The organism is Marixanthomonas ophiurae (assembly GCF_003413745.1).
In the GTDB taxonomy this organism is placed as follows: Bacteria; Bacteroidota; Bacteroidia; order Flavobacteriales; family Flavobacteriaceae; genus Marixanthomonas; species Marixanthomonas ophiurae.
In genome coordinates this window covers 2,212,390-2,228,928 of record NZ_QVID01000001.1, presented here as the reverse complement: position 1 = coordinate 2,228,928, position 16,539 = coordinate 2,212,390, and the positions used below count along the sequence as shown (strand labels likewise).

Here is a 16,539-nt window from a genome sequence, read left to right as displayed (position 1 = left end):
AAACCTAGTTAAAACTAGCCATCCAAATAGGTATAAAAATGACAATTATTGCTGCGACAGCCATTTTTCTGTAATAAGTATCTATAAACAAAGCTGTTAACAAATAGATTGCTTCTTCGGTTTTAGATTCTACTGTGCCGCTTGAAAATGAAACTGAAGATGTTACTAACTTTTTATCATTTTGATTGAAGCTCCATTTGGTATTCCATGCATTTTCATATTTCCAAACAAAACTATCATTGTTAAAAGTGGCCGTAGCTTTTGAACAAAAACCATTATAAGTAATTTCCCCTACTTTTTTATTGCTTTCAATGTCAATAACATTGGTTGTTTGTTTCAAGAAGCCACTAGTTTCAAACCTAAACTTCTTATTTAAAAGTATTCCAATAGCATTTGAAGAAAAGGTTTTTTCCGCAAGTTCGCCTACTTCCCTCCCATTGGAATACAGCTTATATCTGTTTGAAAATGCTCCTTTCTTCCAGTTTAGTTTCATCTTAAAATTTATCTATTAGTCATTTTTATTACGAAATAAACCGAATGGTCATAAAAAGGCTTGGCGATTCATTATTACTGGCGCGTACCGCGTTTACAATAGGCAGTACAAACGCAACAATACCTATAAAAATGAGCATTAAAATACCTAAGCCTAATAACAATATGGCCGGAATGCTTATGATAGTCAATAGAATTAAAGTCAGTTGAAAATTAACGATGGCTTTTCCATGCTCGTCCATTCCTACTACTTTGTCCCTTTGAGTAAGCCAAAGAATTAACGGTACTATTAGTCCGCCAAATCCTGTGACATAGGTTAGCAGTTGTGAAACGTGTGTAATGACCAATAATTGATTGTCGGTTCGTTTTGCCGTGGTGTACTCGGCTTGTTGTGGTGTGGGATTGATTACTTCCATTTTTTGAATGATTTTGATTGATATACTAGATAAGTAGTGAAAAGTGATAAAATGTTACACACAGACCAATCGAAAAAAGGAATTATGTACTTTTGCAGTCTATGACACACACAGATACAATCGTTGCATTAGCCACCCCTTCAGGTGCAGGAGCCATTGCCATAATTAGACTTTCAGGCAACGATGCCATTACCATTGCTGCCAAGTTGTTTGCCTCAGTTTCAGGGAAAGATTTAACGAAGCAGAAAACGCACACCGTACATTTAGGTAATATAATGGACGATACTCGTGTAATCGACCAAGTGTTGGCTACAGTGTTTAAAAACCCCAACAGTTATACAGGCGAAAATGTAGTAGAGTTTTCGTGTCATGGCAGTAGTTATATTCAACAAGAGATTATCCAATTATGCCTTCGGAACGGTTGCCGAATGGCGCAAGCAGGTGAGTTTACCCTACGTGCTTTTTTAAGCGGAAAGATGGATCTAAGCCAAGCTGAAGCAGTAGCCGATTTAATAAGTAGTGATTCGGCAGCTTCGCATCAGTTGGCCATTCAACAAATGCGCGGCGGATTTTCTTCAGAAATAAAACAACTGCGACAAGAATTGTTAGACTTCGCATCTTTAATTGAATTAGAGTTAGACTTTGCTGAAGAAGATGTAGAATTTGCCAACCGGGACGAATTTCAGAAATTAATTACCCGAATCACACACGTTTTAAAACGCTTGATCGACTCATTCGCTACGGGAAATGTGCTTAAAAACGGGATTCCTGTTGCCATTGTAGGCGAACCCAACGTTGGTAAATCTACGTTGTTAAACGCATTGCTAAACGAAGAAAGAGCCATTGTAAGCGACATCGCAGGTACTACGCGTGACACCATTGAAGATGAAATTACCATTGGCGGCATAGGCTTCCGATTTATTGATACTGCTGGAATTAGAGAAACGACCGATACTATTGAAGGCTTAGGCATAAAAAAGACCTTTGAAAAAATGGAACAGGCGCAGGTGGTTGTTTACTTATTTGAAGCTTCCCCCTCTGCCCTTCGGGCATCTCCCCCAAAGGGAGAGAAATATTCATCTATTTCAGTTGAAGTAGAGAAGATTAAAAACCGGTTTCCGCAGAAACCCTTATTGGTTATCGCCAATAAAATAGATGAACTTAACGTAACAGACCGTTCCGCATTCAAAAAACAAATAACCAAAACCCTACCCACGACCAACTACCAACTATTGACTCTTTCAGCAAAAACAGGCGAAGGCGTTGAAGAACTACAAACGACTCTATTTGATTTTGTAAATACCGGGGCACTTCGAAATAATGAAACCATTGTCACCAATACGCGTCATTACGACTCATTATTAAAAGCATTGGAAGAAATTCATAAAGTACAACAAGGTATTGATAGTAATTTAAGCAGTGATTTAATGGCAATAGACATTCGTCAGGCGTTGTATTACTTTGGTGAAATTACCGGTGAAATAAGCAATGATGAGCTTTTGGGAAACATTTTCGCTAACTTTTGCATCGGGAAGTAATTACTTTTCCTTTTATTAGCTTTTCCTTGTTATACAAGGTATTACGTGTTATTTATTGCTTCTTTTTTGTTGCCTTTTTGCTTTTTTTAAGCTATATTTGTTGTATATCTGTTGCCTGCTAAAGGTATTTGTTGCCCAATTATCAGGTTTAGGAAACAAGGCGAAATGATGCACCATATTGCCCCACGTTGCACCATAACGCTACATAATGCACCATTTATGAGCAGTAATCTTTACATCCCAAAAACCTGTCAGCATTGCGGTAATCTCTTTACAGCACGTACAACCGTAACCAAATACTGTGGCGACAGTTGTGCTAAGAAAGCTTACAAGGCACGAAAGAGAAAAGAGAAAGTTGATGCTGCGCTTCAAGAAACTAAAGCAAATCAAGAAGCACAGGATTCCATAACAGTTTCAGCAGACAGTTTATCCAACAAGGATTTTTTAAGCATCACCGATGCATCTAAACTGATAGGTGTTAGCAGATGGGCCATTCAAAGAATGATTAAGCGTGGCCAGCTTAAAGCTGTGCCATTTGGTAGAAAACATATTGTTGCCCGTCACCAGATAGAAAACCTTTTTAATTAGTAGCCTTATGAAAGTCACACTCAGAGAACGCAAGAAAAACGGAAAAATAGCCTTATACCTCGACTACTACAATAAAGGCAAACGCAAGACTGAGTACCTCAGCTTGTATCTCATTCAGAATCCGAAAACGAAAAATGAGCGCACCGTTAATAAGAAAACACGCGAGTTAGCGGAAACTATCTGGGCGCAACGCCAAGTTGAAATTCAGCAAGGTCAATACGGCTTTAATGACATTGAGAAGCTTAAAGGCAGTTTTACTACCTACATCACGGCATTGGCAGAAAAGAAAAATACCAGTTCAGGTAATTATGGTAATTGGTACAGTATGTTAAAACATTTCAAAGCATACCGCCCTACAGATATTACTTTTCAAGACCTCGACAAGGAATTTGTAGAAGGTTTTAAAGACTATCTGGATAAAAAGGCAATTGGAAGAGCAAACAAGCCACTATCTCAAAATTCCAAGTATTCCTATTATGGCAAGTTTAATGCAGCTTTAAAGCAAGCCGTAGCAGATGGCATCTTAAAATCCAATCCTGCAAATGGTGTTTCTAATTTCAAACAAGGTGAACCACAGCGAGAGTTCCTCACGCTGGAAGAACTTCAAAAAGCAGTAAATACTGAATGTGAATTGCCACAACTCAAAAAGGCATTCATTTTCTCTGCTCTTACTGGCTTACGCTGGTCTGATATTGAAAAAATGAAATGGTCAGAAATACAGCATTCCAAAGAAAGAGGTTACTACGTGCGATTCAGACAGAAAAAAACTAAAGGAGCAGAAACCCTTCCTATCTCAGACCAAGCTGTTGAATTGTTAGGCGAACGTGGAAATGATGATGATTTAGTATTACCTGGCTTACATTATAGTGCCTGGACAAATCTAAAGCTACAGCAATGGATGATGAATGCAGGAATAAGTAAAACGATAACGTTCCATTGCGCTCGTCATACGTATGCAACCTTACAACTCACTTTAGGAACAGATATTTATACAGTTTCCAAGCTATTAGGACATAAAGAACTGCGCACGACGCAGATTTATGCTAAAGTTATCGATGATAAAAAACGTGAGGCGTCTAACCGTATAAAACTCGATTTATAATGATAACAGACGTTTTTGCATCGCTCATATCAATTACTAAAGGACTGCATAGGGATAAACGAACCGACAGAGAGTTTAAAGAATTAGTCCGCAACCAAAATGTAAAGATGCAGTACAAGCAAGCGCCACTTTTTATGATTGAGTTTCCAGAAAGAGCTTTAGGCGACAAACGCAAGTACTACAAAAACTTAATCGACCAAGAAGCTAACAAGAAGTTCAATGAGATTATTTCAAGCTTCCCTACAAACGCCATAGAGGAAGAACATGTTTTTAATTACCAGAAGCTGTTCAATCAGCATCATTCAAACCTTGAACGGGTAAAAAGCTACATCGACAAATATGCACATTCTCGCGAGTCCATCCGCAACGAGGATACATTTATAATTCAGTATTTAAAGGCTAATATGATTTGGCTCTATTTAGAGCTTCAGGAACGATTTGGAAAATATGGAGATGAAGATATTCTTACTACTGAGGAAATCTATCAATATCATTTTAATGAGGTTTTGGATGAACTCGAAATTAAGCCTTCGGAAATCGGCAAAACTTCAATCAAAGAAAGAGCAGTTGAGCCGGCATTCAATGCAATCGAAAGCGACTTGCCTCACAGACAACCCAAAGATAAGGTACTTGCCTATAAAGATATTGTGCAGCATTCAAAGAGTTTAGCAAGAGCGGAAGAAATGATGTTTGAAGCCGATATTATCGATAAGGATTACAATTTCATTCCCAACACCAAGCATAAAAACAAATCAGTATTGGGCGTCATCTATTTCCTGTTTATTGAGAAAGACTACTTCAATAAGATAACAACTGATCCTTTTAAGCGGATTAAATCGACTGATATAGTACGATTCCTAAACCATCGCTACAATACCGATGCTCGAAAGCAATTTAAAACTTTTGAGAACAATGATGCAGAGCGCAATGACTTAATAAGTACCGAATACATCCTAAAAAACCTACCAAATAAAATTCGGTAATTCATTGGTTTAGTTCCAATTACCATTTCCATTTTAAATTGTAAGCCGTTGTTTTTCAACGGCTTATTTGCGTTTCCATTTCCGTAATTCATATCCGTTTCTATTTGAATTACCTATGTACTGTCCTTGACGAACAAGGGCGACATTAGCGCTGATGTCCTTTTTCAATTTAATCCATAAAGAAGATGGACACGAACATTAAAGAACAATTAAACCGCATTGAAAAACTGCTTACAGAACAGCAGACAATGCAAAAAACGGTACTCAATTTTAATGAAGCTTGTGCTTATTTGGAATTATCGCAGTCTCACTTGTACAAATTGACAAGTACGAACGCAGTACCTCATTACAAGCCTAACGGCAAGAAAATTTATTTCCAACGAGAGGAACTTGATCAATGGTTGCTGCGCAACCGTATGGACTCAAGGGACGAAATCGAGCAGCAAGCTGCCGATTATCTAATAAAGAAAGGAAAGGTGCAGTTATGAAAGAGATAATTGAACTCATCCTGTCACTCTCACAGGAAATAAAGTACATAAAAGCCTACATCCAGCTTTTAAAAGAATCACGAGCAGAGCGATTAAAAGACTCGTGGATTGATAACCAAGATGTGCTACAAACTTTGCATATCAGTAAGCGAACGTTGCAAACCTTTCGCAAAAATGGCACGTTGCCTTATAGCAAAGTAAAAGGCAAATTCTACTACAAGGTTTCTGATATAGAGAAACTACTTCAAAGCAATTACTATAACCCAAATTTTAAGTGTGATGGAGTTAAGTAGAAAGAACATTTTGGAAAAAACACATTATGGCATAAAGATATATGCCTATGTGTTGAGACAATTCTATCCCGATACAACCGTCCTTTCCTTTTCGGGAAGGACGTGCGGGATAACGCGTAACCCTTTTAATGCAGATAAGGAGACCTTATCAATTCGCATTGAAAATAACAACGCCATTCACAGCGATACAGAATACAAAAGTTTCTCAGGCGATGCCTTCGACTTTGCACAGTCCTATTTTGAAACTAAAACAGAGGACGAATTACTGAACAAAATTAACGATGCCTTGCATCTCGATCTTATGGTTGAGGAAGATGATGAATTAAGCTGGTTGGATGAACCGGATAACACTTGGTACACGGACTGTAGTTTTTTCAAAGCACCAGTACGCAATGTATTTCCTTTGGAAACCTTGCAGTTGGGCAAAATTCATCAACTGATTATTAGCGATAAATACAAAGGGATAACCGAGGAACTTAGGGCAATCGAAGATAGTAAGAAAAAACGCAAATTCAAAGCTAATCGCTTTGACTACGTCACATTCTCAGGCGTGTTTGAGAGAAGAAATGACAAGTTTTTACAAAGACATTCCAACCTCATCACGATTGATTTTGACCACTTGCAAGACATAGAAAAAGTCAGGCAACAACTGCTTAATGATGACTATTTCGAGACTGAAATGCTCTTCATTTCGCCATCTGGCGATGGCTTAAAATGGATTATCCGCATTGAGGTGGACGAATTTACGCACCAAGAAAACTTCTTGGCAATTACAAATTACATCAAACATACATATAACCTTGAGGTTGACGCATCAGGAAAAGACGTTTCCAGAGCCTGTTTTTTACCGCACGATGCTAATGCCTACTTACATAAAAGACATCAATTATTATGAAGAAGAACTTCAATCCTAAAGACTGGTTGCAGCAACCAAAGATTGCAGAGCAACCTATGGCAACCCAAAAAGCAACCTCTACGGTTGCCATTGATAGCAATGATATTGAAAGGTACATCACGGCCATTGAACAATCAAGCACAGATATTACTGCCGATTATGCAAGATGGCGTGATATAGGTTTCGCTTTTGCGGAAGCATACAATGAACAAGGTAGAGACTATTATCATAGAATTAGCCGTAACTATTCAGGTTACGACCAAAAGGAATGTGACGAGCAATACACAAAATGCCTGAATGCCAAAGGGCACGGTATAACGATTGCAACATTCTATCATTATGCACATCAAGCAGGTATAAAAACGCAACGGCCGCAAACAGAGGTTGCAACCTTACCGGTAGCAGAAGCAACCAAAGAGAAACTACCTACGTTTCCTGATAGCCTATATGATACGATACCTGATTTTATAAAACACTTAGTTATGCCGGCAAACGGCAATGAGGAAAAGGACATAATGTTATTGGGTGCGCTAACCGCTTTTAGTGCCTGTTTTCCTAATCTGTTTGGCATTTATGATGAACGCAAGGTGTACAGCAATCTATACTTATTTGTTACGGCACCAGCAAGCGCAGGAAAAGGAAAGCTTAACCAAATTAAAAAGTTGGTTGCCCCTATCCACAAGCTACATCGTGAACAATCCAAAACCCTTAAACAGCAGTATGAGAGCGAAATGGCTACCTACAATATGAATAAGGGCAAGAATGAAAACCTTGAGAAACCAGGTAAACCGCCAGAACGTATGCTGTTTATTCCTGCAAACAATAGTGTGACAGGAGTGTATCAGTTGATTTCTAATAATGAAGGACGCGGGTTGATGTTTGAAACCGAAGGCGACACTTTAGCGCAAGCCTTTAAAAGTGATTACGGTAATTATAGCGATGGTTTTAGAAAAGCATTTCATCACGAAACAATTAGCTATTACCGCAGAACAGATCGCGAATATGTAGATATTGAAAACCCTTGTTTATCTACGGTGTTATCAGGTACACCTAAACAAATAGCAGCATTAGTTCCTAATGCAGAAAACGGCTTATTCAGCAGGTTTATATTCTACTATATGAACATCAAACCAGTCTGGAAAGATGTATTTGCCAAACGTGCCAAAGTCGGTTTGGAAGAACATTATGAGCAACTGGGCAAGGTTTTTTTAGGACTATACAGAACCCTCAAAAACAATCCGCCTATTGAAGTGACGCTTTCGCGAAAGCAACAACAGCAATTCAACGAGTTTTTTACAGCCTTACAAACTAAATATATCAACTTGCAACCTGAAGAATATATTGCAACGGTAAGACGCTTAGGCCTAATCGCGTTTCGCTTCACAATGCTTTTTACAGGCTTGCGAATTATGGAAGATGGCGATGTAAATAAAATTAAGAAGTGTGAAGATGTAGATTTTGAAAACGCTATTGCGATGATTGAAATACTAGTAAAACATAGCAGTAAGGTATTTAATGATTTACCTATAGAGCCTAAAACACAAAAGCGACTTAACAAAAAAGAAAGGTTTCTAGAGCAATTAGCCATAAAATTTACGAGGCAAGATTATTTAAAAGTAGCGAGTAAGCTTAAAATTCCGCATAAAACAGCTGAGGGCTACATTACAAACTTTGTAAAATCGGGTATAATCCACAGAGACAAGTATAATGAATATCTGAAGCCGAAATAAAAATATAATTATCAAATTTGTAGTTATTGTTTTTTCTCTTCTTTGTTTTTTTGTTATTTTCGTCAAGATATATTTAGCAAGATATTTATTTCAAGATGAAAAAAGCAATTGGTGAATACCTTAGAGACTTGCGTAAAGCCGATGGACTTACCCTAACCCAAATGGGTGCTAAGTTAGGGATGGATTCTGGCGCATTGAGCAAAGTTGAAAACGGTAAAAAGTTATTAGATGCAGGCTATTTACCTGTAATAGCTAACATTTTCAATTTAGACTTAGAGATATTAAAGTCTGAGTTTTTTGCAGAGAAAATCGCAAACGAACTTATTGAAAATGCCTGCAATGAAAACACACTCAAGCTTGCCGAAGAAAAGGTAAAATACATTAAAATAAACTCAGCTAAACAAGCTAAACTCAATATATAATATGTTAACATATCCTACAGAATACATTGAGTATTTCGTCAGCGAACCAAGTTTAGACTTGTTCAGTTATTTAGATGAAAACAACTTGGAAGATAAGTTTTTAGTAACATCAACTAATAGGGATATCACTTTTGAGTCCATTGCCCCCAATTGTTTGTTAGGTAATGGAAATTGTACAAATTTTCTTTCGTTCATCGATTCCAATTCTGTTGACTTAATCCTTACGGACCCACCTTATAATTTAGGCGAGTTTATGCACAGAAGGAATACGAATCTTGTTAAGATGCGCGAAAATCAATTTGCTTACGCTGGGTGGGATAATCTCTCTCAAGATGATTGGGAAATTGAGATGGATAATTTCTTTAAGGAAAGTGCGAGAATACTTCGCAAGAGTGGTTCACTCTTATTGTTTATGTCATTAATCAAGATTGAAACCATTATTAAGCTTGCCACTAAATACGGGTTCTATTACAAAACAACTGGCATTTGGCATAAGACAAATCCGATGCCTAGAAATATGAATATTCACTTTGTAAACTCTACTGAAGCTTGGGTATATTTTGTCTACAAAGACACGTCTGGTGTTTTTAATAATAATGGAAAAATGGTTCACGATTTTATTGAAACATCACTTACCACGGCGAAGGAAAAAAAGTTTGGTAAGCATCCAACGCAAAAGCCTTTAAAATTAATGAAGCACTTCATAGAACATCTTTCGCACAAAGATGATGTAGTGTTAGACCCATTTATGGGTAGTGGCTCTACTGGTGTAGCTGCTCATAGATTAAAACGCAAATTTATTGGCATAGAGTTATCTGAAGAATATTACGAATTATCTAAAAAAAGAATTATCAATGAGTAAACTGGTTATAGCAGATTTATTCTCTGGTGTAGGTGGACTTTCACAAGGTTTTATTTCACAAGGCTTTGATGTAGAGTTTGCTATTGAATATGACAAAGATATTGCACTCTCATATCAAAAAAACCATCCTTCAACAAAGATGTACAGTCAGGATATTAGCACAATTGATTTTGAAGAGTTGAAAAAAAACCACAGCAAAATAGATGTGGTTGTTGGTGGACCACCTTGTCAAGGATTTTCCCAAAAAGGAAAACGATTGAGTGTTAATGATGACAGGAACTATATGTTCAAGCGATTCATAGATGCTGTTGAAGTTTTTAAACCACAGTATTTCGTTTTGGAAAACGTACCCAATATTTTGACTACTGCAAACGGGTTTTTTAAGAATGAAATCATTAAAGGGTTTGAGGATTTAGGGTATAAAGTCAATGCAGATGTATTGAATGCTTCCGACTATGGCGTACCACAAAATAGAAGACGTGCTTTTTTTGTAGGCTCTCTTGGAAAAGAAAAACTTAGTTTTCCTAAAGTAAAGAATAAGAAAGTAACTGTTAAAGAAGCTATATATGACCTACCTTTTATTAATTCAGGTGAAGGAACTCAAGAGTCTATCTATATAGAATTAGCAACAACGAAATTTCAAAAGAAACTTCGCAATGGCTCAAAGGTCTTGCACAATCACGTGGCTACAAATCATTCAAAAGTTGCTTTGGAAAGACTAAGCCTTATTCCAAAAGGAAAGGGCAAGGAAGTGTTACCACCGGAGCATAGGACAAAATCTATATATAGTGGTACTTGGTCAAGGTTAAAAGAAGATGATATTGCTGCTACAATTACAACGAGATTTGACACCCCTTCTTCTGGTTTGTTTACACACCCTATTCTAAATAGATGTCTTACAGTACGTGAAGCAGCACGCATACAATCATTTCCAGATAGTTTCGTCTTTTATGGTTCCAAAACCAATCAAATGAAACAAGTAGGTAATGCCGTACCGCCATTACTGGCTGCTGAAATTGCAAAGATTATAAAATTAGACAACGAAACAGCTTATGCAACTACCAAATAGTATAACACCTCGTGAGGAACTTAATCTTCGATTAGGTATAAAATGTTCCCTACCCCAAAGCAATCAGCTTTTTGCGGGTCTATATGCAATTTATGCAGTATCGGATATTAGTAGCCTTGAATATGCTGAAGAATATGACAATGTTGGAAAAATAGCAATTAAGCTGAAAACTGCTTTGGAAGAACCAATTGCTGAATTTTTTCAAGACCAGTTGGGTGAAGCTGATATAGAAGCTTCTGTTTTAATTTCTAATTTAAATAGTACACCACTCTTCAAACAACATTTAGAATCTTTACAAGTTGCTTTGCAGCTATATTGGAAGCTCGGTGAGATAAATTTTGTAGCAGACCGAGGGAATACTGCTGAAAGAACAGGTGGTGAACGGTATAGCAAACTTTTGAACTTCTCTACTAATCTTGACATTATAGACGTAGTTTTAAAAGGTGACCTTGTCAACGTAAATACATCCGCAAAAAACTTTCTTTTCAATCAACTAACAGGCAGTAATTTAGAGACAGGTGCAACTGAGGAAAAGGTATCCAAACTTTTAACAGCGTTTTCGGAAGAAGCTACTTTTAAGATTAGACAAGGTGGTCAAGAAACTATATTTCAGCAAGAAGGCATTTATGCACATTTAAGTGAAGGGCTAAAGGTAGTAGGAAGAGATGAAAAAGAGGATGTTGGTCCATTAAGAGTTTTAAATAGTGTTGTAAAGGATAATTTACACTTTTACTTGCGATATGATGGTAATGATTTTACGTTAAAAGATGATACGGATGAAGAAAGCATTTCTAAGTATTTCGAGCGAGTAAAAACTGCACTAAATCTATCCCCAAAAGAAACGTCAATTAATATAGACAATTCACCAGTTGATGCTGATGATAATATAGCCTTTAACCCATCAAAAAATATGAATAACAAAATTTTTTACGGAGCACCAGGAACAGGGAAATCCTATAAACTTGACCAAATTCTTAAAGGAGTTCCGCAAGAGCAAAAGGAACGTATCACATTTCATCCCGATTTTGATTACGCATCATTTGTCGGTGGGTATAAACCTATCTCAGTAAAAGGTGATGATGGCAAATTTGACATCCAATACAAATTTGTACCACAGGCATTTGCTAACATCTATGTAAAAGCATGGAAAAACATTGAGAGTGAAAACAAATATTTCCTTGCAATAGAAGAAATTAACCGTGGTAATTGTGCAGAGATTTTTGGCGACATATTCCAATTATTAGACCGCGATGCCAATTATACGGTTACGCCATCGGATGAATTTCAAAAGTATTTAGAAGAAGAATTGGGAACAGACCACGATGGGCTTAAAAATGGACTGAAGTTACCGAGTAATTTGTACATCTACGCAACGATGAACACATCAGACCAATCGCTGTTTCCAATGGATAGTGCATTTAAAAGACGATGGGATTGGGAGTACATACCTATTTGCTACGATGAGACAACAGAGGAAGGAAAATCTAACCCTTCTTATTCCTATACAGTACAACTTGACGATAACAGAAGTTTCAGATGGAATGATTTCATTTCAAAAATCAATACAGAGCACATACAAAATGAACCTACTCTTGGTATGGATAAGTGCATTGGTAATTACTTTATCAAACCTAATGCAGACGGTGCAATAACATTAGAAGCTTTTGTAAACAAAGTCTTGTTCTATCTCTGGAATGACGTATTCAAAGATGAAAAGAACAATGTCTTTGCTGAAAATGAAGCCTATGAAAGTTACTTTCCTATCAAGTCAAAAGGTTTAGACAAACTTATAGCACTACTGGAGCGGATTAATGTAGAAATAGCAGAACAACCTCAAAACGGTCAAGAAAAGCAACAAGATGAAGTTATTAATTGAGGAACAAGAATATCCGGTTACAAAGCTGGAACCCCTCTTTGATGACTTCAAATTCTACAAACAGACTGGAAATAAGGGAGTAATCAAATCGGTTGGCTACTACCACTCTTATAAAAACAATGAATTGGTCTTTATGTTACCAAAGGTTTTTATGAAAGATGGTACAACTACCATATTTGATAAGAGTACTGAGGAGTTGTACGATGCGCTTAAAGATACTTCTGTAAAACACGACCAAGACCTACAATGGTTACGTGAACTATCCATATATTTTTACAACAGTCTTATTGAATACAACCGCAGATGGGAAAAGAACAGCTTACTTAATCCATCCAAAACCTTTGAGTTAAATACTAATATTGGAAACAATAACTATTCATACCTCGACATTGTTTTAGCCTTTACCAATTTCTATAAGAAAAACAAAAACTTCATCTTACAGCACCACATAGAGCAGGTGACTAATAAGGTTACTAAACCGAAATGGGAAAAAACGGTACGGAAAGGATTGCCGTTAATGACTGCATCGGGTATGCCTGTCTATTTAGGCATTCGTAACAAGAGAAAGGTGCGCAATGTAGAAGAAGAACTCATAACCTATTACTTCTCAATTCTTAAAAAACTCAATCAAGCGCATCAACTAAATCTAAAGATTGATAAGTCCTACAACCTCATAACAGGAATCAAGTTTGACCGACTATGCGCAAATGAATATGGGTTATCAAAGTTGCGTAAAATAAAATATCGCTATTTCAATGATACACTCAGAAGAATGTATCAGCTGTGCGAACTCTATTTTACAAACAACAGCAAGGCAAGCAGTAAAAAAGACAAAGAAGAATATATCTGTGTGAATAACTACAACATCATATTTGAAGATATGATTGACAAGTTATTTACAGATAAAGTGGCAAGTGACAGTGACATACAACATTTAAAGAAAAATGAGGATGGCAAACTTATAGACCATATTTATGAAGACCAGTCCATCATCGACAATAGCAACATCTTTTTTATCGGGGATTCAAAATACTATAAAACTGATAGGGAAGCTGGAAAATTTTCTAAGTACAAACAGATTACTTATGCAAAGAATATCATTCTCTACAATATTGAATTATTAAACGATACTGGGCAATACCATAACCCTAGAGTCAGATATCGAGATAACTTGACTGAAGGCTACAACATTACCCCTAATTTTTTTATATACGGTCGAATTAAAAATGAATCCAATTATAATGATCACCAAATAAAAGTTTTAAATGAAGAACCAGAATGTAAATACCATTGGAAACACAGGCTTTTTGACCGTGATACGCTGTTTGTACATCAGTATACTATCAATTTCCTTTTTGTTCTCAAAGCCTATACGGCATACACACCTACCAGTTTGCAGAAATTCCAATTGGAAGTAAAAAACATTTTTAGAAGTGGTTTTATAGACTACTTCAACAACCCTCAATTAAGTCAGTTCACATTCTATCAATCAACTATTGCAGAAGAACAAAAAGCCGATTACATCAGAGATAATTTTAAATCACTAAACGGTAAATGTATCACGACTGTAGATAGCAGATTAATTTTAGCCAAGCACGCAAAGGACGATAGTTTAACCCCATTTTTAGATAATTTTGAACTTTTAGAAAATTTTGAATGAAATTAATAGTTTATGAATGAGCATTTAAAGTCAAATATTCTCAATTTCAAATGGCCAGCAAGTACACCAACTATCTCACTAACCTTAGATGATATAGAAGGAAGTCATATAATCGATAAATCAAAGTTTTCAAAACAAATTCACGAAGCTTTTCCTGACATAGATTTATCTACTCAAGACAAAATATATGCAACGTTTGACGATTCATTGACTAATGCACCCAAAATTAAAATTAATCTTCGGGACAAGAGAGAGTTAAGAATTTATCATCAGTATTTAAGACATCGTTTACGATCCTATTTCTATGAAAAAGGGTTTATTGTAGGAAAGAATTTTGTTAGGGATATTCAAGTTTGGGTGCCTTCAATAAAAAATAACACAGAGCATTTCAATCTGTATTATAAGTTCTCATTTAAAATACATTTTCAAAAACTTACAGACTTACCAGAGTTGGTAGTAGCGTATGATGGTACTTCTAAAGTATTAACTAAATCAGTGAAAGAAATTGATGGCACCGAGCATATAAAACGCTGCGTTTATGGTCAAACAACCTTTAATTATCAAATGCCATTAGATACTGAAGAACAACAAGATTTTTACAATAGTATTGCATTTGACAAAGCATTTCCATTATTTAGATTAGAATTGGCAAGAGCATTAGACATCCCTATCGATGCACCAGACAAACCTGTAAATAAGTATCAAAAATATGTGACATTGATTAATAGTTTCGCAAATAAATATCTCTTTACAGACGAATTCAAATCTATGTTCTCTTTCGCGAAAGATGAGTTTATTGACGTGCCCCTCAATCGAACAAGCCATATCGATCCAAGAATAGGCTTGTTGGAATTTGGCAAAGATGAAAACCAAAATAGACAAACGAGTTTAGTGCCAAAAATGGCAATGAACACCTTAAATCCATATAGACGGCCACCAATCCAAAACATTAAGTTTTTCTTTGTATATCACACATCCCACAAGGAAGGAATTAAAGAATTTTATGATAAATTGAAAAACGGTGTTCAAGCCAAAAAGGTTTACTTTAAAGGAATAGAGGATTATGTAAATATAAAATGTGAAACTTCAAAAGATCATTTTATTGAGTTTACGGATGAATCTAACCCAATGCCAGAAATAATTGAAAAGTTAGAACAACTTTCATTCGACCAAGATAACATTCGCTATGCAGGGTTTTATATCAGCCCCTTCGATAAATATTCGCCTAATCCAGAAGACCGGGAAATCTATGTCAAAATTAAGGAATTGTTTTTAAATGAAGGTATTATAACACAGGTAGTAGATTATCAAAAAATGATACTGAATATTGAAAACCAATATACATTTCAATTTTCATTACAAAATATGGCATTGGCGATACACGCCAAATTAGGCGGAGCACCTTGGAAATTAGCAGTAACAGATAAAAAGGAGTTAGTAATTGGTGTTGGAGCATTTACCAATCAAGGCGAAAACAGAAGATACATTGCAAGTGCCTTTAGTTTTCAGAACAACGGACTCTTTAGAGGGTTTGAATATTTCGATCAAGGCGAAACAAAATTATTGGCTGGCAGCATCTGTAAAGCTATTCGAGATTTTACCGCAGTAGCAGAAGCAGACAAGGTGGTTATTCATTTTTACAAGGAAATGAAAAAAGAAGAACTGGAACCCATCATAAGAGGAATGAATGCACTAAAATTAAAAGTGCCTTTGTACATCTTAAATATCAATAAAACAGAATCTCAAGACATAATAGCCTACGATCTCAATTGGAATAAAAAGTTAATGCCTGTAAGTGGTACAACCATACGTATTGATAAAAACCAATACTTATTATTCAATAATGCCAGATACCCTAATTCACAATGGTACTCAGATACAGAAGGCTACCCATTTCCCATAAAAATAAAAGTGAGTAGCCCAGATAAAGAAACATTGGAAGATATGGATGTTATCACAGAATTACTAACCCAAGTGTACCAATTCAGCAGACTATATTGGAAATCACTACGACAACAAAATGTACCCATTACTATTAAGTATTCAGAAATGGTAGCCAAAATTGCCCCAAGGTTTGAAGCACCCATCCCTGACCACGCTAAGGATAAACTTTGGTTTTTATAAT

At 36.2% G+C, this 16,539-nt stretch carries 16 protein-coding genes; 14 read left to right on the top strand and 2 right to left on the bottom strand.

Annotated features, from left to right (window positions below; translation table 11 throughout):
* Positions 1 to 4: 4 nt before the first annotated feature.
* Complete coding sequence (locus DZ858_RS10225; RefSeq protein ID WP_117159448.1) at positions 5 to 493, bottom strand: hypothetical protein; 489 nt, start codon at positions 491 to 493, stop codon at positions 5 to 7.
* A gap of 28 nt (positions 494 to 521) precedes the next feature.
* Positions 522 to 908, bottom strand: coding sequence for a DUF4870 domain-containing protein (locus tag DZ858_RS10220; protein WP_117159447.1), 387 nt, complete (start codon positions 906 to 908; stop codon positions 522 to 524).
* 101 nt (positions 909 to 1,009) lie between these two features.
* On the opposite strand from DZ858_RS10220, the gene mnmE reads away from it, so the two are divergent.
* The 14 genes from mnmE to DZ858_RS10150 all read left to right on the top strand — a co-directional run bounded on the left by mnmE (position 1,010) and on the right by DZ858_RS10150 (position 16,538).
* A complete protein-coding gene (gene mnmE / locus DZ858_RS10215; RefSeq protein WP_117159446.1) occupies positions 1,010 to 2,446 on the top strand; it encodes a tRNA uridine-5-carboxymethylaminomethyl(34) synthesis GTPase MnmE in 1,437 nt (478 codons plus the stop codon).
* A 165-nt stretch (positions 2,447 to 2,611) separates the two neighbouring features.
* Entirely contained in the window at positions 2,612 to 3,034 is a 423-nt protein-coding gene (locus DZ858_RS10210; protein ID WP_239990755.1) for a helix-turn-helix domain-containing protein, read from the top strand.
* A gap of 7 nt (positions 3,035 to 3,041) precedes the next feature.
* Entirely contained in the window at positions 3,042 to 4,136 is a 1,095-nt protein-coding gene (locus DZ858_RS10205; RefSeq protein ID WP_117159445.1) for a site-specific integrase, read from the top strand.
* The gene (locus DZ858_RS10200; RefSeq protein ID WP_117159444.1) at positions 4,136 to 5,119 is read left to right on the top strand and encodes a DUF6617 family protein; all 984 of its coding nucleotides are present in this window, start codon (positions 4,136 to 4,138) and stop codon (positions 5,117 to 5,119) included. The genes DZ858_RS10205 and DZ858_RS10200 overlap by 1 nt, the downstream gene beginning before the upstream one ends.
* A gap of 185 nt (positions 5,120 to 5,304) precedes the next feature.
* Positions 5,305 to 5,607 carry a helix-turn-helix domain-containing protein gene (locus DZ858_RS10195; protein ID WP_117159443.1) on the top strand — a complete coding sequence of 101 codons (303 nt, stop codon included), beginning with the start codon at positions 5,305 to 5,307 and terminating at the stop codon, positions 5,605 to 5,607.
* Positions 5,604 to 5,900 (top strand): helix-turn-helix domain-containing protein, encoded by a 297-nt coding sequence (locus tag DZ858_RS10190; protein ID WP_117159442.1) that lies wholly within the window; start codon positions 5,604 to 5,606, stop codon positions 5,898 to 5,900. The genes DZ858_RS10195 and DZ858_RS10190 overlap by 4 nt, the downstream gene beginning before the upstream one ends.
* 10 nt (positions 5,901 to 5,910) lie before the next feature.
* Entirely contained in the window at positions 5,911 to 6,795 is an 885-nt protein-coding gene (locus DZ858_RS10185; protein ID WP_239990754.1) for a BT4734/BF3469 family protein, read from the top strand.
* Positions 6,792 to 8,525, top strand: coding sequence for a DUF3987 domain-containing protein (locus DZ858_RS10180; RefSeq protein WP_117159440.1), 1,734 nt, complete (start codon positions 6,792 to 6,794; stop codon positions 8,523 to 8,525). Before DZ858_RS10185 ends, DZ858_RS10180 begins: the two co-directional genes overlap by 4 nt.
* Positions 8,526 to 8,620: 95 nt before the next feature.
* Entirely contained in the window at positions 8,621 to 8,947 is a 327-nt protein-coding gene (locus tag DZ858_RS10175) for a helix-turn-helix domain-containing protein (RefSeq protein ID WP_117159439.1), read from the top strand.
* 1 nt (position 8,948) lies between these two features.
* Positions 8,949 to 9,809: a DNA-methyltransferase gene (locus tag DZ858_RS10170; protein ID WP_117159438.1), complete on the top strand. Its 861-nt coding sequence runs from the start codon at positions 8,949 to 8,951 to the stop codon at positions 9,807 to 9,809.
* Entirely contained in the window at positions 9,802 to 10,878 is a 1,077-nt protein-coding gene (locus DZ858_RS10165) for a DNA cytosine methyltransferase (RefSeq protein WP_117159437.1), read from the top strand. Before DZ858_RS10170 ends, DZ858_RS10165 begins: the two co-directional genes overlap by 8 nt.
* Positions 10,862 to 12,754, top strand: a complete 1,893-nt coding sequence (locus DZ858_RS10160; protein ID WP_117159436.1) for an McrB family protein — start codon at positions 10,862 to 10,864, stop codon at positions 12,752 to 12,754. The genes DZ858_RS10165 and DZ858_RS10160 overlap by 17 nt, the downstream gene beginning before the upstream one ends.
* Positions 12,738 to 14,414, top strand: a complete 1,677-nt coding sequence (locus tag DZ858_RS10155) for a hypothetical protein (RefSeq protein WP_117159435.1) — start codon at positions 12,738 to 12,740, stop codon at positions 14,412 to 14,414. Before DZ858_RS10160 ends, DZ858_RS10155 begins: the two co-directional genes overlap by 17 nt.
* A gap of 12 nt (positions 14,415 to 14,426) precedes the next feature.
* On the top strand, positions 14,427 to 16,538 hold the full coding sequence (locus DZ858_RS10150) for a Piwi domain-containing protein (RefSeq protein ID WP_117159434.1): 2,112 nt from the start codon (positions 14,427 to 14,429) through the stop codon (positions 16,536 to 16,538).
* The last annotated feature ends 1 nt before the right edge of the window (position 16,539 follow it).